The organism is Paracoccus mangrovi (genome assembly GCF_042648425.1).
GTDB lineage: Bacteria > Pseudomonadota > Alphaproteobacteria > Rhodobacterales > Rhodobacteraceae > Paracoccus > Paracoccus mangrovi.
The window spans coordinates 40,527-60,462 of the sequence record NZ_JBHRXJ010000016.1 but is presented as its reverse complement, the minus strand read 5'-3'; the positions used below and the strand labels follow the sequence as shown (position 1 = coordinate 60,462).

Genomic DNA, 19,936 nt, shown 5'->3' with positions numbered 1-19,936 from the left:
CCCCGCCTCCTCAGATCATGTAACGCAGCAGGTCATAGAGGCTGGGCTTGGCGCCCGGCACGCAGTCGAACCGCTTCTGGATTTCGCCGTCCTTGACGACGATGATGGTGTGGGAAAGCCCGATCGCCTCTTCCAGCGTATCGGCCACCAACACGATGCCGACGCCGTCCGCGCTCATGTCGCGGATCATTTCATAGACGTCTTCCTTGGCCCCGATATCGAGGCCGCGCGTCGGGTGATCCAACAGCATGATGTCCGACCCGCCCGAGCGCCATTTGGACAGAACCACCTTTTGCTGGTTCCCGCCCGACAGGTTGCCGCAATCGGCATATTCGGAATAGGCCTTGATCTTCAGCTTGCCGATCCATTCGCGCGCCAGCGACCGTTCCTCGCCGACGCGCAGGATTCCGGCCGAGGCATGCCGGCCCAGCTGGCTGAGCGTCATGTTCTCATAGACGTTCATGCCCGAGATGATGCCTTCGATCTTGCGTTCGCGCGGGACATAGCCGACGCCCGCCGCCACGGCGGCTTGCGGGGTGTGGACCGTGACCTTTTGCCCCTTGATGTCCACCGCGCCTTTGACCGGCGTCAGCATGCCATAGATGGTGCGCAGGATCGCCTCGCGCCCCGAGCCTTCGGTCCCGACAAGGCAAAGCACCTCGCCCGCATGCAGGGTCAGGTCGATATCCTTGATCCGGCCGGGCAGGGCGACCCCCTGCATGTCCAAAAGAACCTTGCCCGCGTCATAGGGGGTCTGTCGCTGTTCGCGGTAATATTCCCGGTCGACATTGCGGCCGACCATCTTCTGCTGGATCTCTTCGACGCTGGCGGTACCGTGATCGACCACATCGACGACCTGGCCATCCTTCATCACATAGATACGGTTGGACAGCTCCATCACCTCATCCATGCGGTGGCTGACAAAGATAAAGCTCGCGCGCGCGGTCAACTCGCGCACGATGCGGAACAAAAGCTTTACCTCGTCCTCGGACAGGATGCTGGTCGGTTCGTCCAGAAGGATGACCAGATGGCCCTCTACGCGTTCCTCAAGCGTCAGCACCTTGGCAAGTTCGACCAATTGCCGCTGCGCGAAGGACAGGTCCGAGGTGACGGTGTCCGGGTCGATGTCCAGCTGAACCTTGGCCAGCTGCTTTTTCGCGGCCTCGGCCATGGCCTTCCAGTTGATGACGCCCATGCGCACGAATTGCGCCTCATAACCAAGATAGATGTTTTCCATCACGGTCAGGTTGGAAATCAGGGACTGTTCCTGAAACACCATCCCGATGCCCTTTTCCATCGCCTGACGCGGGTTCTGGAAACGCACGGGTTTGCCGTCGATGGAGATGGTGCCGCCATCGGGCTGATAGGCGCCATAGATGACCTTCATCAGCGTGGATTTGCCGGCGCCGTTTTCACCGACAAGGCCGACGATCTCGCCGCGCTTCACATGGAAATCGACGGCTTTCAGCGCGTGGACGCCGGGGAATTTCTTGTCGACCGCCTTTAGTTCATACATGGCCGCCCCCTTATTTCACGAAGCGGATGGAACGGCGGTCGGTCGAAAGCACCACCGCCAGAATGACCAGAAGGCCCAGCATCCCGTCCTGCAGGTAATCGGGCAGGCCGATCACCACCATGCCGTTGTTGATGACATTGACGATCAGCACGCCGACCAGCGCGTTCCAGACCCCGCCGATCCCGCCCCACAGCGCCACACCGCCGACCACCACCGAGGTGACCGAGACGAACATGAAATTGCTGCCGGTGATGGATTCCGCGATGCCGATGCGGGCCACCGCGAACAGCGCGCCAAGCGCATAGAACACGCCCGCCAGCGCAAAGCCCATGATCCGCACCCGCTTGACGTTCAGGCCGCTGGCATGGGCCAGTTCCTCGCCGCCGCCCACGGCATAGAAATTGCGGCCAAGGGTGGTGTTTTGCTGGATGAACCAGGCGATCAGCAGAAAGACCACGGCCAGATAGCACATGATTGGAAAGCCGAGCCAGCGCTCGGTCAGCAGCGAACGGAAGGCGTCATCATCGACAAAAATCTTTTCGCCATTGGTCAGCAGCACCGCAAGCCCGGTGCCGACAAAGCCCATCGCCAGCGAGGCCATGAAGGACGGGATCTTCAACACGACATGCACAAGGCCGGTCACCGTCCCGATCAGCGCCCCAAGGATCAGGGTCATCGGAATGGCCAGCCATGCCATCGAAAGCAACGTGCCGCCCCAGGCCATGAAGGCAAAGCCAAAGATCACCGCGCAGACCGAGATCGTGCCCTCCATCGACAGGTCGATCGAACCCATCACGATGATGAAGGTCACCCCGATGGCCACCATCAGCGGCGGCGTCGAGGCGATGGCGATGCGGGCCAGATTGCGCAGGGTCAGGAACCCCGGATTGATCGCCGTAAAGACGACGACCAGCGCCACCAGCACCAGAACCGGCGCCCATTTGATCAGCTTTTCCCGTGACACATCCGCCCCCAAGGCCGCAAGGAACCGTCGCCGCCCGCCATGCGCCGGCGGGCCGCAACCGTCAGTTCCGAAAATCGGGCCGACCCGAAGGCCGGCCCGTGATCAAGGCATCACTTGTAAACGATGCCGCCATTCGACGGACCCCAGAAGTCGGTCCAGTCGTATTTCGGCGTGCTGTCCAGGTACTCGGCCTTGAACTTCTCGGCGTCTTCCTGGGTGATCACGATGGACGGCCCATAGAATTCGCGATGCTCGTGCGGCTCTTCCGAGGGTTTGAATTTGCCGATCGCGGCGTAATAGGAAAGCGCCGAGCTGATGCCGCCGCCCCAATGCGGGTTGGTGAAGACGGTGGCAAGGATCTTGCCCTCCATCACCAGCTTCACCGCGTCGAGGTTGCCGTCATAGCTGACGACCGGCATGCCTTCGATCCCTTCGGCCTTCAGGGCCTCCAGCACGCCATAGGCGATGGTGTCGTTGGCGCAATGGACGCCGGTGATCTCGTCGCCGTAACGGGTCAGGAACTGCGCCATCAGCTCATTGGCCTTTTGCGTGTCCCAATCGGCAGGCTGGGCGTCCAGCAGCTTGATGTCCGGGAAATCCTTCAGCGCGTTTTTCAGCCCGTTCAGGCGCTCGACGGCCGGGTTGTTGGCGGCGATGCCGCCCAGATGGACCACGCCGCCCTTGCCGCCCATCGCCTTGAACAGGATGCGCGCGGTCTCTTCGGCGGGCTTTTCGTCCGACCAGGTCATGTGGCTGACCCAGTTGTCGCCGAAATCCCAGGGATGAACGTCGTCGGTCTTGTTCCAGATGGTCGAGACATAGCCACCGGCCGCCTGCACGGCCTCGGCCACCGGGCGGGCATTCGGGCTGTCATTGGCGTCGCAGGCGATGGCGCAATTGCCATTGTGCTGGGCCAGCAGCGCCTTGATGTCCGCGAGACATTTTTCCGACGAGCCTTCGTTGATCAGGTTGACCAGATCCTCTTTCTTGCGGCCGATCGATTCCACAAAGGCCTCGCCGCCCGAAACGATGGACAGCCAATAGGGGTTGGCGCGGTCGCGATAGCTCCAGGCGCAGACCGGATCGGTCAGCGCGGCGCGGGCCATCCCGTCACCAAAGACGCCCGGAATCGCCGTCGTGGCGATGCCCGCCGCCGAAGCGAGCAGGAAATTCCGACGGTTGATCGTCTCTCGTTCGATGAAGTCCTTGATGAATGTGGACATGATATTCCTCCCAGTTTTTCACATCTGCACCACTGTTTCGTGGCTAAGCCGGCGGCCTTGCGGCGGGCGTATGAGGCCAATATCACGGCCGGTTAATGCACTAACTGGTTACTTTTTGAAATTTTACGAGTCAAGCGGTTTGTGCCGCGCGCCAGGCGGGCCGGGACGACATTCCGCTTTGACGATGCCGGCCCCGCGCGTGTAAGCAGAACCCAGCGCAGACCGTCGGAGCGGACACCGAAAACCCATGAAGAATGACCAGGACGCCTCGACCGAACAAAGCCCGGCCGCGCCCAAGCCCCGCACCCGCGATGCCGAGGCGACCAAGGCCCGCATTCTTGCGGCCGCCAAGCGCGAATTCGCGAAAAAGGGCTTTGGCGGGGCAAGGGTCGAAGTGATCGCCGACAAGGCCCATGCGAACAAGCGCATGATCTATCACTATTTCGAATCGAAAGAGCTGCTGTTTCAGACGGTTCTGGAAAACGCCTATGTCGACATCCGAACCGCCGAGCGAAAGCTGAACCTTGATCATCTGGACCCGACCGCCGCGCTGGAACGGTTGGTCCGCTTCACCTGGGACTATTACCTGAAGAACCCGGAATTCATCACGCTGGTGAACAGCGAGAACCTGCACCGGGCCAAGCATCTGAAAAAGTCGGAAGTGGTCAAGGTTTATAGCCGCCGCTTCGTCACCATGGTCAAGGAAATCCTGGATCGCGGCGTGGCGCAGGGGGTGTTCCGCGAAGGCGTCGATCCGGTACAGCTGAACATCACCATCGCGGCGGTCGGCTATTATTACCTGACGAACCGCTTTACCGGCTCGATCGTGTTCGAGCGCGATCTGATGGCCAAGGACGCGCTGGACGAGCGGCTGCGTTTCAATATCGACACGATCATGCGGCTTGTCGCGCTCTGAACGGCGGGTCGGGTGACCGGGGGCGGGGGGTGATCGTAAAGCCCATAGGCGTCACATTCTCATGCTCGGCCGGCTTGGCGAACGCGAACTGGTGGCGCCAGCCTGTTGCCTGATGTTGGGGCGGCCCCGGATCGGGCGTCACTTGCCCGAAACCGGCGACGTCCAGATCCTGAACGTCACCGACAGCACAGGCGCGCCGCCGGCCAGGGCCGCATCATAGCCCCAACCGGCATGCTTTGACCCGCCCGCCGGCCTTAGCCGCCGCTGCGCAGCCGTTCCGTCCGGCGCCGCAAAAGCTCGATTGACACAAGGAACAGGATCGACACCACGATCAGCGCCGTCGCGATGGCAAGGATCGTCGGGTTGATCTGTTCGCGCAGGCCCGCGAACATCTGCCGGGGGATGGTGCGCTGACCGGGGCCGGCCAGAAAGATCACCATCACCACCTCGTCGAATGAGGTGACAAAGGCGAAAAGCCCGCCCGAAATCACCCCCGGCCGGATCAGCGGCATCGTCACGTCCCGGAACGCCCGCATGGGCGAGGCCCCGAGATTGAGCGCCGCGCGGTAAAGCGAGGTGTCGAACCCCGACAGCGTGGCCGAGACCGAGATCAGCACGAAGGGAATGCCCAGCACCGTATGCGCGATGATCAGGCCGGTGAAGGTGCCGACCAGATCAAAGCGCGAAAAGGCAAAGAACATGCCCGCCGCGATGATGATGACCGGCACGATCATCGGCGACAGCATGATCGCCATGATCAGCCGCCGCGCGGGCATATAGGGGCAGGTCATCCCGACGGCCGCGAGCGTCCCGAGCGCCACCGACAGCAATGTGGCGACGATGCCGATGAAAAAGCTGTTGCGGACCGCCAGCATCCAGTTCGGATTGTCGATGATCTCGCGATACCATTTCAGCGAATAGGCGTCCGGGTCCAGCCGCAGCATCCCCTGCGTGAACGAAAAGAACGGCTGGGCGTTGAACGACAGCGGCACGATCACAAGGATCGGCATGATCAGAAAGAACAGCACCAGGCAGGCGTAGAAAGTGACCCCCAGAGAGCCGGCTTTCTGCGCGAGGGTGTAATAGGCGGGCCAGTGAGGTTTCATCGCTTATCCCAGCTTGATGTTGTCCATGCCGAACAGCCGGTCAAAGATCCAGTAAAGCACCAGGATCAGCGCCAGCAGAAGCGATCCAAGCGCCGCCGCAAGGCCCCAGTTGTTCGATTGCTGCATGTGAAAGGCAATCAGGTTCGAGATCATCTGACCATCGGTCCCGCCCACCAGCGCGGGCGTGATGTAGTAACCGACCGAGATGATGAAGACGAGCATCGCCCCCGCCGAAATCCCCGTCACGGTGTTCGGCAGATAGACGGTCAGAAAGGCGCGGAACGGGGTTGCGCCCATCGACATCGCCGCCCGCACATAGCTGCCGTCAAGGCTGATCATCACCGAGTAAAGCGGCAACACCATGAAGGGCAAAAGGATATGCGTCATCGCGATGATCGTCGCGGTTTCGGTATAGAGCACCTCGATGGGCGACGAGGTCAGGCCAAGACCCATCAGCAGCGAGTTGATCACCCCGTTGGTCTGTAAAAGCGCGATCCAGGCCGTCGTGCGCACCAGAAGCGAGGTCCAGAACGGCAGGAGGACAAAGATCATCAGCATATTGGCCCGCTGCCGCGGCTGATGCGTCAGGAAATAGGCCAGCGGATAGCCCAGAACCAGCGTGAGCAGGGTGATGAAAAAGCCGATCTTCATCGTCTTGGCATAGAGCTTCAGATAGATCCGGGCAGAGGTCCGGCCGCTGATGCTGCCATCCTCGGCCCGCTCAAGATCGAGGGCGGTCAGGAAATTGCGGTCGGTAAAGACGCGGGTGGCCTCTTTCAGCGTGGCCCAGACGGGCCGCTGCGACCAGGCCGGGTCGATTCCGGTCAGTGTGGCGGGGGCGTCTGCGGCCAGCTCTTCGGGGGCGATGGTGCGCAGTTTGCGGGCGGTGCTTTGCACGGTGCCGGAAAGGCCGGGCGTGATGCGGTTTAATTCCTGCGCCAGCCGCCCGGCGTTCCGTTCCTCTTGCAGGCGCCGCAGGTCCAGCGCAAAGGCGGTGATGGCCGCCGTGTCGGGCATGCCGGTGCCGTCCCAGGCCGAAAGCGCCTTGGCGCTGTCTGGGATCAGTTCCGAGACAACCGGATTATAGACCGAGCGGGAAAGCATCGCCCCGATCGGATAGACAAAGGTGACGATCAGAAAGATCAAAAGCGGCAGCACCAGAAACAGGGCACGGCGGCGCAATCCGCGAACCTCGCGGCGCGCAGCGGCCCGTTCTTCCTGGCTCAACTGGTCTGCGGTCGGATCATCGGCAGGAAGGGCGACGGACATGGGTCATCCTTTCGTTGCGGTCGGCAAGGGAGGGGGGCGGTTTTCCCGCCCCCCGGGGTGAGCCTTTACTTCAACAACCACTCGTTAAAACGCTCACCCAAGGCTTCGCCGTAATTGGCCCAGAAGGCGGAATCGGCCTTGAGACCTTCTTTCAGATGGCTCGAGGGCAAATTCGGCAACACTTCGGGCGAGACGCGGGCCGCAGAGGATTTGCGCGTCGGCCCGTAAGCCACGTCCTGAACGCCGACCAGGGGGGTGGTGCTGGTGGCGAATTTGATGAAGTCCATTGCCGTATCGACGTTTTTCGACCCGCGCAGGATCGCCCAGACATCAAGGTCATAGACGTTCGCGGCCCAGCTGATCTTGAACGGGGCCTTGTCCTTCACGATCGCATCATAGATCCGGCCGTTGGCGGATTGCACGATCACCGCGCCGCCATCGTTCAGAAGCTGCGGCGCCTGCGACCAGCTGTCGAACCAGACGATGCTGTCGCGGATCGTGTCCAGCTTGGCAAAGGCGCGGTCCTGGCCCTCGGGGGTGGCCAGCACCTTGTAGACATCGGCCGGGGCCACGCCATCGGCGATCAGGGCCCATTCCAGGTTGACCTGCGGGCGTTTGCGCAGGGCGCGCGGGCCGGGGAATTTTGCCGTGTCAAAGACATCGGCCACGCTTTGCGGTTCCTGGCCGCCGAATTTGGCCGGGTTAAAGGCATAGATGATCGACCACAGGATCACGCCCACGCCGCATTCATTGGCGATGGCATCCGGGTAGAAATCATCTTGCGCAGCGGTGCCGTCCTCGCCGGCGGGAAGCTGGCTCTTGTCGATCACCTCCAAAAGCCCCTCGGAACAGGCGCGTTCAAGGTCGATCATCTCGACATCGACGACATCCCAAAGCGGGGTTCCCGCCTCGACCTGCGCCTTCATCTCGGCCACGCCGCCGGAATAATCCTCAAAGATCAGCATTTTGCCGGTTTCGGCCTCGAAAGGCTCGATCATGTGCTTGCGCTGCGCCTCGCCATAGGCGCCGCCAAAGGACACCACGGTCAGATCCTGCGCCAGCACGGGTGTGCACAGACACAGCAATGATGCGGACGCCACCAGCCGTTTGACATGTTTCATTGGTCGTATTCTCCCCCCAGTTGGTTTTAGGCCCTTGCGGGCAGACCCTTAGTGGGCCGACTTGTGCGGCAGGAAGGCCGCGCAATCCTTGCTGAGCGCGGCAAGCCGCACGCTCTGTCCCTCGGTCAGTTTTGGTGCCGAGACATCGTTCAGTGTCTTCACCACGATTTCGGTGCCGTCGGGCAGCACGAAGAAATAGCGGATGAAATCGCCCACATAGAGTTGGGTGGTGAATGTCGCCGTCAGCTGCGTATCGAACGGATGCTCGTTCGGCAGGATGAATAGCTTTTCGGGCCGGACCGAGACATTGCAGGTCGCGCCCGTTTCCGTCGCATCGGCGCGGCGGGTGGTGACGACATCGCCGGACGAAATGCGCACGCGCACCGTGTCGCCGTCGACCCCCTCGACCTTGCCCGGCAGGAAGTTGTTCTCGCCGATGAAATCCGCGACAAAACCGTTGCCGGGACGTTCATAAAGCGCCTCGGGCACGTCGCATTGCTGGACGATGCCGTTGTTGAAGACGGCGATGCGGTCCGACATGGTCAGCGCCTCGGTCTGGTCATGGGTGACATAGATCACCGTAAAGCCCAGCTGCTTGTGCAGGCGCGTGATCTCCAGCTGCATCTGTTCGCGCAGCTTCTTGTCGAGCGCGCCCAGAGGTTCGTCCATCAGCACGAGCCGCGGCGAAAAGATCAGCGCCCGCGCCAGCGCCACCCGTTGCCGCTGTCCTCCCGACAGCTGCGCTGGCGTGCGCTTGCCAAAGGCGCCCAGCTCGACCATCTCAAGATGGCGCTGGACGGCAACGCGGATCTTGTCGGCGGGTTCTTTGCGCAGACGCAGCGGATAGGCGAGGTTTTCTTCAAGCGTCATATGCGGAAACAGCGCATAGCTTTGAAACACCATCCCGATGTCGCGCTTATAGGGGGCGACATGCGCGATGGACTTGCCCGCCAGCATGATGTCGCCCGCCGTGACGCTTTCAAATCCGGCCAGCATCATCAGCACCGTGGATTTGCCCGAGCCTGACGGCCCGAGAAGGGTCACGAACTCCCCCTGCCGGACCGAAAGATTGAAATTTTTGACCACGAGTGTCCGTTGGTCATAGCTTTTCTGGACGTTCCGGAAATCCAGGAACGCTGGGTTCTGATTCATGGGCTTTCCCTGTTGATTTGTTCCAACGCTGACCCAAGGGCAGCAACAGGGACAGTCACAGATCGGTCAAACTCGCTGGCACAGAGAGTCCGGCCGCAGGACAGGCTGGCTCAGGACGGGGGGGACAGGGGGTCGGGCTCGCATCTGTAGCGGTCGACCACGGCAGCCAGCGCCTTGATCCCCGGCTCGATCCGGGCCTCGCCGATGGCGGTAATGCCGATGCGGATCAGCGCCGGGCGCGCGCCTCTCTGGCCATAGCAGGGGCCGGTGGAATCCAGCAGCACACCTTCGCGCGCCGCCCGCGTCTCGACCTCGGCCGCCGAGGCCACGGGCAGGGACACCAGCCGCATGCTACCGACGGTGTCGGGCTGGATCCGGGCATAGGGCATGTGGCGGGCAAGGGCCGCGTCCAGTATCTCGAGCCGGCGCCGATAAAGCGATTTCAGCCGCGTCAGCCGCGCATCGTAATGGCCCAGACGGATGAACTGTGCCGCCGTCATTTGCAGGACTGGCGGGCAATGGCGAATCATCATGCCGCGCAGCGCGCGGGCCTCGCGGATGAAATCCTCGGCCCCGACCAGATAGCCCAGCCGCAACCCCGGCGAGATGCTTTTGGAAAGCGATCCCACATACAGCATGAAGGCGCGCTTGTTCTGGCTGTAAAGCGCGGTGCTTTCGGTGCCCGCCGGTTCGATCTCGGCGCCATAGTCATCCTCGATGATGACGCCGCCGGTCCGGTCCGACCAGTCAAGCAGCGCCTGCCGCCGTTCCGGCGACAGCACCACGCCCAGCGGGAACTGCTGATTCGGGGTGACCATGACCGCCGTCGCATCCTCGGGCAGGTCGGCCACCCGCAGCCCCTGCGCATCCGTGCCGACGGGCACGACATCGCCGAAATGCAGTTGCAGGATGTTGCGGCCATCGGGATAGCCCGGCTCTTCGACCGCGACGCGGCGATCCGGGCCGCCCAGAAGCTCGGCGATCAGATAGATCGCCTGCTGGGCGCCCGCGACGATCAGCACCTCGTCGGGATTGGCGAAGATGCCGCGCCGGGGCAAAAGCCGCGTCACCAGCTGTTCGACCAGTTCCGAGCAATCGGCATAAAGATGGTCGCTGGTCGTGGTGGCCGCCAGCATCCGGCTCAGCGCCCAGGCCGAACAGCGCCGCCAGTCGGACATCGGGAATTCGCCGGGATCCAGCTGGTTGCAGACAAAGGGATAGGGGCTCGAGGACCAGTCCCAAGGCCGCGAGATGACGCGGTGGCTGGCCGGATGAAAGCGCGGCGGATGCCGCCGCAGGATCCCCGGCACGCCGGACGCGCCCTGCGCGCCGCCGCGTTCCTGCCAGGCCGAGGGATCGGCCGAGGGATCGACGAAATAGCCCGAGCGCGGCGTCGCCACCACCAGCCCGTCGGAAATCAGCCGCTGATAGGCGGCGATCGCGGTGTTTCTTGCGACGCCCATCTGTGCCGCCAGCGCCCGACAGGATGGCAGCCGCGTGCCGGTGCCGATCCGCCCCGCCGCAATGGCCAGCGAGATCCTTTCGCACAGCTGGTCCTGCAAGGGCACGTTGCTTGAAGGGTCCAGAGGCGGCAGGCGCATGTTCATCGTCATCCGGTCACCCGCTCGCTATTTCTCGGGCCGCCGTCGACCCATGCCATGGTGCCCAGAACGCATCCCCGGTCAAGGGGATGGCCCGGGGACCCACCACTGTGCCAGCGGGTTGCGGCGGACTGTCCCTATGCCGGGGCCCGGTCGCGGACGCAATCTGCACCGCATCCCGCCCCGGTTGGGGCTGACAGGCATGCATGCAAGGAGACAGCCCCATGTCAGAGATCGGTCACTTCATCGACGGTCGCAAGGTTGCCGGTCAGTCCGGCCGCCGCGCCTCGATCTTCAACCCCGCCACCGGGGCGAAAACCGGCGAGGTCGCGCTGGCCTCGAAGGCCGAGGTCGATGCCGTCGTTGCCCGCGCCCAGGCCGCCCAGCCCGCCTGGGGCGCGACCCCGCCCGCCAAGCGCGCGCAGGTTATGTTCCGCTTTCGCGACCTTTTGAACCGCCATATCGACGAGCTGGCCCCCCTGCTTTCGGCCGAGCACGGCAAGACTCTGTCGGACGCCAAGGGCGAGATCGCGCGCGGCATCGAGGTGGTCGAATTCGTCTGCGGCATTCCGCAACTGCTCAAGGGCGAATATTCCGAACAGGTCGCCACGGGCGTCGACAGCTTTGCCATCCGCCAGCCGCTGGGTGTCGTCGCCGGGATCACGCCCTTCAACTTTCCGGCCATGGTGCCGCTGTGGATGTATCCGGTGTCCATCGCCTGCGGCAACGCCTTCATCCTGAAACCCTCCGAGCGCGATCCTTCGGTCGTCATGCGGATCGCCGAACTGCTGCACGAGGCGGGCCTTCCCCCCGGCGTCTTCAGCGTGGTGAACGGCGATAAGGAGGCGGTCGACGCGCTGCTGGACCATCCCGGCATCGACGCGGTCAGCTTTGTCGGCTCGACCACCATCGGCCAGTACATCTATTCGCGCGGCACGGCGGCCGGCAAACGGGTGCAGGCGCTTTGCGGTGCCAAGAACCACATGGTCATCATGCCCGATGCCGACATGGATCAGGCGGTCGATGCGCTGATGGGCGCGGGCTATGGCTCGGCCGGGGAACGCTGCATGGCGATTTCGGTCGCGGTGCCGGTGGGCGAAGGCACGGCCGACCGGCTGATCGAAAAGCTGGAACCCCGGATCCGGTCGCTGAACGTGGCGCCCTATACCGACAGCGCCTCGGATATGGGGCCGGTCATCAGCCGCGAGGCGCTTGAGCGCATCAAGGGCTATATCGCCGAGGGCGAGGCCGCAGGCGCCCGCCTTGTCGTCGACGGCCGCGACCTGCGGCTTCAGGGCTATGAGGACGGCTATTTCCTTGGCGGCTGCCTTTTCGACAGCGTCACCACCGACATGTCGATCTATCGCAACGAGATCTTCGGGCCGGTCGTCTCGGTCGTGCGGGCCGAGGCCTATGAGGACGCCGTGCGCATGATCAACGAGCACGAATACGGCAACGGCACCGCGATCTTTACCCGCGATGGCGATACCGCGCGCGACTTCTTCAGCCGCGTCCGCATCGGCATGGTGGGGGTGAACGTGCCGATCCCGGTGCCGGTCGCCTATCATTCCTTCGGCGGCTGGAAGCGGTCGCTGTTCGGCGATCACCATATCCACGGGATGGAAGGCGTGCGCTTCAACACGCGACTGAAGACGATGACGACCCGCTGGCCCTCGGGCATCCGCGAAGGGGCGGTCTTCAACTTCCATGCCGGGTCCGAGACGACCAATTCCTGACCGGACGCACCGGCCCCCCCTCCCTGGGGCCGGTGGATCAGACCAGGGACAGTCCCCGGGGCCATGTGCCCCGGGGGCGCACTGTCTGCGGTCAGCCATCCCCATCAGAACCAGCATTCACAGAAGAACGGACGGGCCATGCCGCAGTCAAATGAAACCCCGTTGATCCTGCCGTCGCAGAATCCCGATCCGGCGGCGTTGCGGAAACTGCGGGGGTTTCTGGGCAAATATCTGCCCGGCCTCTGGCTGGTGGCAACCATCACGGCGGCGGCGTACGGCCTGCGCGGCTTTGGCCCCCTTGCCGCGTTAAGTCCGATGATCATCGGGATCTTTTTCGGCGTCGTGCTATGCAACCTTGTCCCGCTGCCGCCGCAGACGCGGCCGGGCCTGAATATCGCGGGCAAGCGGCTTTTGCGCATCGCGGTGTCCCTTCTGGGGCTGCAGATCACGCTGGATCAGATCGTGGACCTTGGCTTCTGGAGCTTTGCCAGCGCCGCCATCGCGCTTGCCGCGACGTTCTTCGTGACGCTGGCTCTGGGCCGGGCGCTGCGGGTCGAGCCGCAGCTGACGACGCTGGTCGCGGCCGGAACCTCGGTCTGCGGTGCCGCGGCGATTGCCGGCGTGAACAGCGTGATTCAGGCCAAGGACGAGGATGTGACCTATGCCGTGGCCGCGATCACCCTGTTCGGGACGCTTGCCATGTTCCTCTATCCGCTGATCGGCAGCTGGATCGGGATGGAGCCTGCGACCTATGGCACTTGGATCGGCCTTTCGGTGCATGAGGTGGCGCAGGTCGTCGGCGCGGGCTTTCAGCATGGCGAAGAGGCCGGCCATATCGCCATGATCGTCAAGCTGACGCGGGTGACGCTGCTTGCGGTGCTTGTCTTCGGTCTGGCCGCGCGCGCCCGCCGCAGCAGCGACCGGGACAGCGCCGCGATGCCGGGGCCGCGTCCCGCGCTGATCCCCTGGTTCGTCATCGCCTTTCTGGTCCTGTCCGGCGTCAACACTCTGGGCCTTGTGCCCGAGGCGGTCCGGCATATGGCGATCACCGCGACGCCGATCCTTCTGACGGCGGCGCTGTCGGCGCTGGGCCTTGACACCCATTTCGGCAAGCTCGTGAAACTGGGGCTGCGTCCCATGATCCTTTGCGCGCTCGCCAGTCTCTTTATCGCCTTGCTTTCCATGCTGCTTTCGATGGCCGGCACGGGTTTCGGTCACTGAGCCGGACCCCCTTGCTGCGGATCATTGGTCGTCTGAAAGCCGGGGCCGGTTTTTCCGACCGGCCCGGTTTATGGCGTCATCACCTCGATCAGCGCCGGACCTTGGGCCGCGCGGGCGCGGATCAGCGCGGCGGCCAGCGGCGCGAGGTCCAGCTTGCCGGGCGCAAGCGCCGCCTGGCTGTTGCCGTCGGTCAGCCGGATCCGTTCCGAGGGGATGCCATAGCCCTCGGCGATCTTGCGGAAATCGGGGGCCGAGGGGCGGACACCCACCGGGGTGATCCCGCGCGAGACCATGTGATCCTCGATTTCCTGATAGCCGTTGTTGTTCCAGACCAGAAAGATCACCCGGCTGGCCTCGTCCGTCGCGCTGCCAAGCGCGCCGAGGCAGAACTGAAAGCCGCCATCGCCGACAAGACAGACCACCGGCGCGTCGGGCAGGGCGAGGCTTGCGCCGATCGCGGCGGGCGGGCCATAGCCAAGCGCGCCATAACCGGTCGAGGCGTTGAACCAGCTGCGCGGGGCGGCGGCCTCCCAATAAAGGTTGCCGCCATAGACGAGCTGGGTGGAATCGCCGACGATGGTGCAGCCGGGCAAGGTGTCGCGGATCACCGCCAGAACCTCGGTCATCACCTGCATCTTGGGCGACAGCGCGGCCATCGCGGCCTGCCGCGTCTCGGCCGCGCGCGCGGCCCCTGTGGACGAGGGGGCGGGCGGGGCGGCCAGCGCCGCGTTCAGCCGATCCAGCACCGCCGCGCTGTCGCCGCACAGGGTGACGGTGGCGGGAAAGCTGGTTTTTGCCGCCTCGGGGTCGCGGTCGATACGGATCGTGTTCGGCGGCGCCTTGAAGCCGCCATCAAGATAGGCGTCGTAATCGGTCGGGCCGAATTGCGTGCCCACGGCGATGACCAGATCGCTGGCCTCGATCAGCGCGCGGACCGGGGGCAGGCTGGGGCTGGCGGGGACGGCCAGCGCGTGACCGGCCAGCAGCCCGCGCGCATTCGTCGTGGTGACGACCGGCGCGTCGAGCCGCATCGCCAGCGCCCGCAATGCGTCATCCGCCCAGACCGCGCCGCCACCGGCAAGGATCACCGGCGCGACAGCCTTGGCGCAAAGCCCCGCCGCCTGATCGATCAGGCGTGCATCCGGCATGGGGGCGGCCACCGAGGGCGGCAGGTCGCGCGGCTGGCTCAGCGGGGCCTCCATCAGGTCGGTCGGGATCTCGATATGGACCGGGCCGGGGCGGCCGCTGTTCATCGCCGCCATGGCGCGCGCCAGCGCATCGGCGATGTCATCGGCACGGATCAGGCGTTCCGAATGCTTGGCGATGGTTTTCAGCGTGGCGGACTGGTCGGGCAATTCGTGCAGGTGGCCGCGATAATGCCCATGGGTCGCCAGCGCATTGATCCCCGAAATGACCAGCATCGGGATCGAATCTGCCCGCGCCTGTGCCATGGCGGTGATGGCATTGGTGATGCCCGGCCCGGTGATCAGCAGACAGACCCCCGGCTTGCCCGAGGCGCGGGCATAGCCATCGGCCATGAAACCCGCATCCAGCTCGTGCCGGGGGGTGACGTGCCGGATCGTCGAGGTGGCAAGTCCGCGATAGAGCTCGGTCGTGTGGACGCCCGGAATGCCAAAGACCACATCGACGCCAAGCGCCTCGAGATGGCGGACCAGTTCCAGCCCTACGGTCGTATCGGTCATCACAGCACCTCGGCGTGGGTCAGGTTGCGGGCAAGGGTGGCGATGCGGGTGCAGGCCTCGGCCAGCACCTCGTCGGGGACGGTCAGGCTAAGCCGGATGAAGGTTCGCGCCACCGCGCCAAAGGACGCGCCCGGCATGACCGAAACCAGTTGCTCATCCAGAAGCCGCGCGGCAAAGGCGGCGCCATCCAGCCCGGTGCCGCCCACATCCACCAGCACGAACATGCCGGATTCGGGCGTGACCGGGCGCAGGCCGGGCACCTGGCCCAGCGTCCGGGCGATGATGCCCGCCCGCGCCGCATAGGCGCCCCGCATCAATGCGGCGGTCGGCAGGTCATGGGTCAGCGCATAGGTGGCCATGTCCGAGATAAAGGGCTGCACGCCGAAGAGCATGGTTTCCGAGATCGGCAACAGGCGGTTGCAGAACTCGGCCGGCCCGATGATCCAGCCCGAGCGGAAGCCCGGCGCGGCATGGGATTTGGACAGCGAAGACAGCACCACCGTCTGTTCGGCCAGTTCGGCGATGTCGAAAGGCGAGGCGAAGTCGCCGTCAAAGATCAGCTGCTCATAAACCTCGTCGCTGACGATCCACAGGTCATGCCGGCGGCAGACCTCGCCAATGGCCGCGATTTCGGCCCGGGACAGCGAGGCGCCACTGGGGTTATGCGGGTTGTTCAGCAACAGCACGCGGGCGTCGGGCGTGATCGCGGCTTCCAGCGCGGCGGCGGTCAGGTGAAAGCCGCGCGCCGGGTCCAGCGGCACCGGCACCAGTTCGGCGCCCGGCGCGCGCACGACGGCCTCGTAGGTGGCGTAATAAGGGTCGGGGATCAGCACCTTGTCGCCGGGCCCGACCAGCGCCATCATCGCCGCGTAAAGCGCGGTTTGCGTGCCGGTGACGACCAGCACATTCTCGGGCGTGACCTTGCGGCCGCTGCGCTTGCTGTATTTCGCCGCCAGCGCCGCCAGCAATTCCGGCTCGCCCCGGCCGTTGGAATAGCGGGTGCGGCCGGCGCGCATGGCGGCATTGCAGACATCCAGCAGGCGGTCGTCGGGGGGGATATCCGGCTCGCCGATGGTCAGCTCGATCACCGGCTTGCCCTCGGCCGCAAGCTTGCGGCCGCGCAGGTGAATATCCCATTTGCCCGAGCCAAGGCCCGCCAGCCGTTCGGTGATCGACGCATAGCGCATTCCGCCTAGCTCCTTTTCTGTGTGATATCCGGGAGTGAAAGACCCAAGAGCGCCTCGACCGATCTGAGGCCGATCGAGACTTGCAGCTCCTCGTCGAATTCCCCGTCGCTGAGCCCGCCCTCGATCCACAGGCCGTCGATCACGGCGCTGATGGCGATGGCGGCGCGCTTGCGTTCGGCATCCGTGGTGGCGCGCCCCTCGGCATCCAGCACCTGACCGATCAGCGCCTCGGCGGCGTTGCGATAGGCGTGATAACCGGCGCGATGCGCGCGCGACAGATTCGGGTCGATATGGATCTGGCTGATAAAGGTCGCCCAAAGCGACAAGAGCCGCGGATCGGCCACCGCCCCGCTGAGCGAGACCACGACGAATCGGGCCAGCCGTTCATGCGGGGTGCCCTCGGTCGCCTGCAACACCGCCAGCGCCGGCTCGGTCATCATCTCGATCGTCCGGCGATAGGCGGCGAGAAGCAGGTTTTCCTTGGACCCGAAATGATGCCGGATCAAGCCGTTGCTGATACCGGCCCGTGCCGCGACCGCGCGCACCGTCGTGGCCTGGATGCCAAGATCGGCGATACAGTCCAGCGTCGTCTCGATCATGTCTGCCTGCCGATCGAAATCGGGCATGCGCCTGAACGAACCAGTCACGTCTTTCTCTCCGGCGTTGCTTTTTCTCTCATTCTGAAATTGTGCATTTGTAGAAAAACTATTCAAGTGTATAGTTTCGAGAATCCGCGACGTCATCTGACAGGAAGGTGTCAGAGAGTTTTGCGCAAATCATTGACGATACTGCATGAAAACAGATCCGGGGCGCGATTCCCGGGACGTTCAAAGGGGAGGAAGTCGGAGTGAGCGAGCGGGAAGCAGCCATCTCGATCAAGGATCTGCACAAGCGTTTCGGGGCGTTCGAGGTGCTGAAGGGCATCTCGCTTGAGGCGAAAAAGGGGGATGTCATCGCCATCATCGGTGGCAGCGGCTCGGGCAAGTCGACCTTTCTGCGCTGTGTCAACATGCTGGAAATGCCGACCTCGGGATCGGTCGCGATCCATGGCGAAGAAATCCAGATGAAGACCGACGGCCGGGGCGGACAGATGCCGGCCAATCGCCGCCAGATCGAGCGCATCCGCAGCCGGCTGGGCATGGTGTTTCAGGGTTTTCACCTGTGGCAGCACATGACCGTCCTGCAAAATGTCATCGAGGCGCCCGTGCAGGTCATGGGCGTGTCCCGGGACGAGGCCATCGCCCGCGCCGAGGCGCTTTTGGACCGGGTCGGGCTTAAGGCCAAGCGTGATGCCTATCCGGGCTTTCTGTCGGGCGGACAACAGCAGCGCGCCGCCATCGCCCGCGCGCTGGCCGTAGATCCCCATGCGATGCTGTTTGACGAACCGACATCGGCGCTGGACCCGGAACTGGTGGGCGAGGTGCTGCATGTGATCGGCGATCTGGCCAAGGAAAAGCGCACGATGATCCTTGTGACGCATGAGATGAAATTCGCGCGTCAGGTGGCCAGCCATGTCGTGTTCCTGCACGAGGGCAAGATCGCCGAAGAGGGCACGCCCGAGGAATGCTTTGGCGCGCCGAAATCCGAACGGCTGAAAAAATTCATCAGCTCGATCCACTGAAAAATCCGGGAGGAGGGAAACAGAATGAAAAAGCTATTGAAGGTTCTTGCGACGGGTCTGCCGCTTGCCGTTGGGCTTGCTGTCACGGGGCCGGCGGCCGCCGAACAGGTCAAGGTCGGCGTCGCGGCCGAGCCCTATCCGCCCTTTACCGTGCCCGATGCCTCGGGCAAGTGGAGCGGCTGGGAAATCGACTTTGCCGATGCCGTCTGTGCCGAGGCGAAGCTGGATTGCGTCATCACCCCGGTTTCATGGGACGGGATCATCCCGGCGCTGAACACCAAGAAGATCGACATGATCGTCACCTCGATGTCGATCACCGCCGAACGCGAAAAGACCATCGACTTCACCGATCACTATTACAAGGTTCCGACACTGGTGATCGGGCTGAAGGACACACAGTTCGAGGCCACGCCCGAGGGGCTGAACGACAAGATTCTGGGGGTTCAGGCTTCGACCATCCATCAGGCCTATGCGAAAAAGCATTTCGAACCCGCCGGCGCCACGATCAAGGAATACCAGACCCAGGACGAGGCCAATAACGACCTTGCCGCCGGCCGGGTCGATGCGGTTCAGGCCGATCAGCTGGCGCTTCAGACCTTTCTGGACAGCGAAACCGGCAGCGCCTGTTGCGACATCAAGGGCAGCGTGGCGCCCGATGACGATGTGCTGGGGCAGGGCGTGGGCATCGGCCTGCGCAAGGGCGACACCGAGCTGAAGGACAAGCTGAACACGGCGATCAAGGCCATTCGCGAAAACGGCACTTATGCCAAATTCAACGCGAAATACTTCGATTTCGACGTCTACGGCGAATAGGGCCGCTGGTCCGGCCCGGCATCCGGGCCCCCTCTCATCACTCGGAAACAGGATCCTCATATGGAACCGCACGGCCTGATCGACTGGAGCTTGCTTGCGTTCAATCCGCCCGGCTGGGGTGGGGTGCTGCTGGCGGGATTCGTCAAGACGTTGCAGATCGCCATCGGCGGTTATTCGTTGGGATTGCTCATCGGCATTTTCGGCGCAGTGGGCAAGCTTTACGGCGGCCCGGTCCTGCGGGATCTGCTGGGGCTTTATACGACCATCGTCCGGGCGGTGCCGGAACTGGTGCTGATCCTGATCCTCTATTACGCGGGGGCCGACCTTTTGAACCAGGTGCTGGTGATGATGGGATATGGCACCGTGGAAATCAGCGCGCTGGCCGCCGGCATCTTTGTTCTGGGCATCGTGCAGGGCGCCTATGCGACCGAGGTGATCCGGGGCGCGATCCGGTCGATCGCCCCCGGTCAGCTTGAGGCCGCCAAGGCCTTTGGCATGTCCCCGGCCAAGACGCTGCGGCGCATCACCTTGCCGGCGATGCTGCCCTTTGCGCTGCCTGGGCTGGCGAATCTGTGGCTGGTCGCGACCAAGGACACAGCGCTTCTGGCGGTGGTGGGGTTCAGCGAGCTGACCCTTGTCACCCGCCAGGCCGCCGGCGCGACCAAGCATTACATGCTGTTTTTCGTGACCGCCGGTGCGCTCTATCTGGCGCTGTCGCTGGTTTCGACCGCAGCCATCGGCGTGATCGAGCGCCGGGCGCGTCGCGGTCTTGTAAGGGGTGCATAAG

At 63.9% G+C, this 19,936-nt stretch carries 17 protein-coding genes; 6 read left to right on the top strand and 11 right to left on the bottom strand.

What is annotated here, in order from left to right:
- Nucleotides 1–10: 10 nt before the first annotated feature.
- The 3 genes from ACFOMH_RS17285 to ACFOMH_RS17275 form a co-directional block, all read right to left on the bottom strand.
- Entirely contained in the window at nt 11–1,516 is a 1,506-nt protein-coding gene (locus ACFOMH_RS17285; RefSeq protein ID WP_377746066.1) for a sugar ABC transporter ATP-binding protein, read from the bottom strand.
- A gap of 10 nt (nt 1,517–1,526) precedes the next feature.
- Nucleotides 1,527–2,480: an ABC transporter permease gene (locus ACFOMH_RS17280; RefSeq protein WP_377746064.1), complete on the bottom strand. Its 954-nt coding sequence runs from the start codon at nt 2,478–2,480 to the stop codon at nt 1,527–1,529.
- 110 nt (nt 2,481–2,590) lie between these two features.
- A complete protein-coding gene (locus ACFOMH_RS17275) occupies nt 2,591–3,703 on the bottom strand; it encodes a substrate-binding domain-containing protein (RefSeq protein WP_377746063.1) in 1,113 nt (370 codons plus the stop codon).
- Between the two features lie 247 nt (nt 3,704–3,950).
- Here ACFOMH_RS17275 and ACFOMH_RS17270 point away from each other — a divergent pair, with 247 nt between their 5' ends.
- On the top strand, nt 3,951–4,619 hold the full coding sequence (locus tag ACFOMH_RS17270) for a TetR/AcrR family transcriptional regulator (protein ID WP_377746061.1): 669 nt from the start codon (nt 3,951–3,953) through the stop codon (nt 4,617–4,619).
- 254 nt (nt 4,620–4,873) lie between these two features.
- Here ACFOMH_RS17270 and ACFOMH_RS17265 read toward each other — a convergent pair whose 3' ends face one another.
- The 5 genes from ACFOMH_RS17265 to ACFOMH_RS17245 form a co-directional block, all read right to left on the bottom strand.
- Nucleotides 4,874–5,725, bottom strand: a complete 852-nt coding sequence (locus ACFOMH_RS17265) for an ABC transporter permease (protein ID WP_377746059.1) — start codon at nt 5,723–5,725, stop codon at nt 4,874–4,876.
- A 3-nt stretch (nt 5,726–5,728) separates the two neighbouring features.
- Nucleotides 5,729–6,994, bottom strand: a complete 1,266-nt coding sequence (locus tag ACFOMH_RS17260) for an ABC transporter permease (RefSeq protein ID WP_377746057.1) — start codon at nt 6,992–6,994, stop codon at nt 5,729–5,731.
- 65 nt (nt 6,995–7,059) lie between these two features.
- Nucleotides 7,060–8,115, bottom strand: a complete 1,056-nt coding sequence (locus ACFOMH_RS17255) for an ABC transporter substrate-binding protein (protein ID WP_377746056.1) — start codon at nt 8,113–8,115, stop codon at nt 7,060–7,062.
- Nucleotides 8,116–8,163: 48 nt separating this feature from the next.
- Nucleotides 8,164–9,267, bottom strand: coding sequence for an ABC transporter ATP-binding protein (locus tag ACFOMH_RS17250; protein ID WP_377746054.1), 1,104 nt, complete (start codon nt 9,265–9,267; stop codon nt 8,164–8,166).
- Between the two features lie 110 nt (nt 9,268–9,377).
- A complete protein-coding gene (locus ACFOMH_RS17245; RefSeq protein ID WP_377746052.1) occupies nt 9,378–10,880 on the bottom strand; it encodes an aminotransferase-like domain-containing protein in 1,503 nt (500 codons plus the stop codon).
- 212 nt (nt 10,881–11,092) lie between these two features.
- On the opposite strand from ACFOMH_RS17245, the gene ACFOMH_RS17240 reads away from it, so the two are divergent.
- Both ACFOMH_RS17240 and ACFOMH_RS17235 read left to right on the top strand, forming a co-directional pair.
- Nucleotides 11,093–12,604: a CoA-acylating methylmalonate-semialdehyde dehydrogenase gene (locus ACFOMH_RS17240; protein WP_377746050.1), complete on the top strand. Its 1,512-nt coding sequence runs from the start codon at nt 11,093–11,095 to the stop codon at nt 12,602–12,604.
- Between the two features lie 138 nt (nt 12,605–12,742).
- A complete protein-coding gene (locus ACFOMH_RS17235) occupies nt 12,743–13,825 on the top strand; it encodes a YeiH family protein (protein ID WP_377746049.1) in 1,083 nt (360 codons plus the stop codon).
- Between the two features lie 68 nt (nt 13,826–13,893).
- On the opposite strand, the gene ACFOMH_RS17230 is transcribed toward ACFOMH_RS17235, so the two are convergent.
- From ACFOMH_RS17230 to ACFOMH_RS17220, 3 genes are read right to left on the bottom strand one after another with little or no spacing between them, the layout of a single operon-like run.
- On the bottom strand, nt 13,894–15,528 hold the full coding sequence (locus tag ACFOMH_RS17230; protein ID WP_377746047.1) for a 5-guanidino-2-oxopentanoate decarboxylase: 1,635 nt from the start codon (nt 15,526–15,528) through the stop codon (nt 13,894–13,896).
- Nucleotides 15,528–16,715 (bottom strand): pyridoxal phosphate-dependent aminotransferase, encoded by a 1,188-nt coding sequence (locus ACFOMH_RS17225; RefSeq protein WP_377746045.1) that lies wholly within the window; start codon nt 16,713–16,715, stop codon nt 15,528–15,530. The genes ACFOMH_RS17230 and ACFOMH_RS17225 overlap by 1 nt, the downstream gene beginning before the upstream one ends.
- A gap of 5 nt (nt 16,716–16,720) precedes the next feature.
- Nucleotides 16,721–17,341, bottom strand: coding sequence for a TetR family transcriptional regulator C-terminal domain-containing protein (locus ACFOMH_RS17220; protein WP_377746044.1), 621 nt, complete (start codon nt 17,339–17,341; stop codon nt 16,721–16,723).
- 221 nt (nt 17,342–17,562) lie between these two features.
- Here ACFOMH_RS17220 and ACFOMH_RS17215 point away from each other — a divergent pair, with 221 nt between their 5' ends.
- The 3 genes from ACFOMH_RS17215 to ACFOMH_RS17205 are packed head-to-tail and all read left to right on the top strand — an operon-like array spanning nt 17,563 to nt 19,935.
- On the top strand, nt 17,563–18,336 hold the full coding sequence (locus ACFOMH_RS17215; protein ID WP_374426922.1) for an ABC transporter ATP-binding protein: 774 nt from the start codon (nt 17,563–17,565) through the stop codon (nt 18,334–18,336).
- A 24-nt stretch (nt 18,337–18,360) separates the two neighbouring features.
- Nucleotides 18,361–19,149: a transporter substrate-binding domain-containing protein gene (locus ACFOMH_RS17210; protein ID WP_377746042.1), complete on the top strand. Its 789-nt coding sequence runs from the start codon at nt 18,361–18,363 to the stop codon at nt 19,147–19,149.
- Between the two features lie 60 nt (nt 19,150–19,209).
- The gene (locus ACFOMH_RS17205; RefSeq protein WP_377746040.1) at nt 19,210–19,935 is read left to right on the top strand and encodes an ABC transporter permease; all 726 of its coding nucleotides are present in this window, start codon (nt 19,210–19,212) and stop codon (nt 19,933–19,935) included.
- The last annotated feature ends 1 nt before the right edge of the window (nt 19,936 follow it).

What these genes read in the sequence shown, in the direction of transcription:
- ACFOMH_RS17240 (WP_377746050.1), top strand. Translation starts at nt 11,093, where the DNA reads ATGTCAGAGATCGGTCACTTCATCGACGGTCGCAAGGTTGCCGGTCAG.
- ACFOMH_RS17285 (WP_377746066.1), bottom strand. Translation starts at nt 1,516, where the DNA reads ATGTATGAACTAAAGGCGGTCGACAAGAAATTCCCCGGCGTCCACGCG.
- ACFOMH_RS17235 (WP_377746049.1), top strand. Translation starts at nt 12,743, where the DNA reads ATGCCGCAGTCAAATGAAACCCCGTTGATCCTGCCGTCGCAGAATCCC.
- ACFOMH_RS17230 (WP_377746047.1), bottom strand. Translation starts at nt 15,528, where the DNA reads ATGACCGATACGACCGTAGGGCTGGAACTGGTCCGCCATCTCGAGGCG.
- ACFOMH_RS17245 (WP_377746052.1), bottom strand. Translation starts at nt 10,880, where the DNA reads ATGACGATGAACATGCGCCTGCCGCCTCTGGACCCTTCAAGCAACGTG.
- ACFOMH_RS17260 (WP_377746057.1), bottom strand. Translation starts at nt 6,994, where the DNA reads ATGTCCGTCGCCCTTCCTGCCGATGATCCGACCGCAGACCAGTTGAGC.
- ACFOMH_RS17255 (WP_377746056.1), bottom strand. Translation starts at nt 8,115, where the DNA reads ATGAAACATGTCAAACGGCTGGTGGCGTCCGCATCATTGCTGTGTCTG.
- ACFOMH_RS17220 (WP_377746044.1), bottom strand. Translation starts at nt 17,341, where the DNA reads ATGCCCGATTTCGATCGGCAGGCAGACATGATCGAGACGACGCTGGAC.
- ACFOMH_RS17210 (WP_377746042.1), top strand. Translation starts at nt 18,361, where the DNA reads ATGAAAAAGCTATTGAAGGTTCTTGCGACGGGTCTGCCGCTTGCCGTT.
- ACFOMH_RS17225 (WP_377746045.1), bottom strand. Translation starts at nt 16,715, where the DNA reads ATGCGCTATGCGTCGATCACCGAACGGCTGGCGGGCCTTGGCTCGGGC.
- ACFOMH_RS17265 (WP_377746059.1), bottom strand. Translation starts at nt 5,725, where the DNA reads ATGAAACCTCACTGGCCCGCCTATTACACCCTCGCGCAGAAAGCCGGC.
- ACFOMH_RS17205 (WP_377746040.1), top strand. Translation starts at nt 19,210, where the DNA reads ATGGAACCGCACGGCCTGATCGACTGGAGCTTGCTTGCGTTCAATCCG.
- ACFOMH_RS17270 (WP_377746061.1), top strand. Translation starts at nt 3,951, where the DNA reads ATGAAGAATGACCAGGACGCCTCGACCGAACAAAGCCCGGCCGCGCCC.
- ACFOMH_RS17275 (WP_377746063.1), bottom strand. Translation starts at nt 3,703, where the DNA reads ATGTCCACATTCATCAAGGACTTCATCGAACGAGAGACGATCAACCGT.
- ACFOMH_RS17250 (WP_377746054.1), bottom strand. Translation starts at nt 9,267, where the DNA reads ATGAATCAGAACCCAGCGTTCCTGGATTTCCGGAACGTCCAGAAAAGC.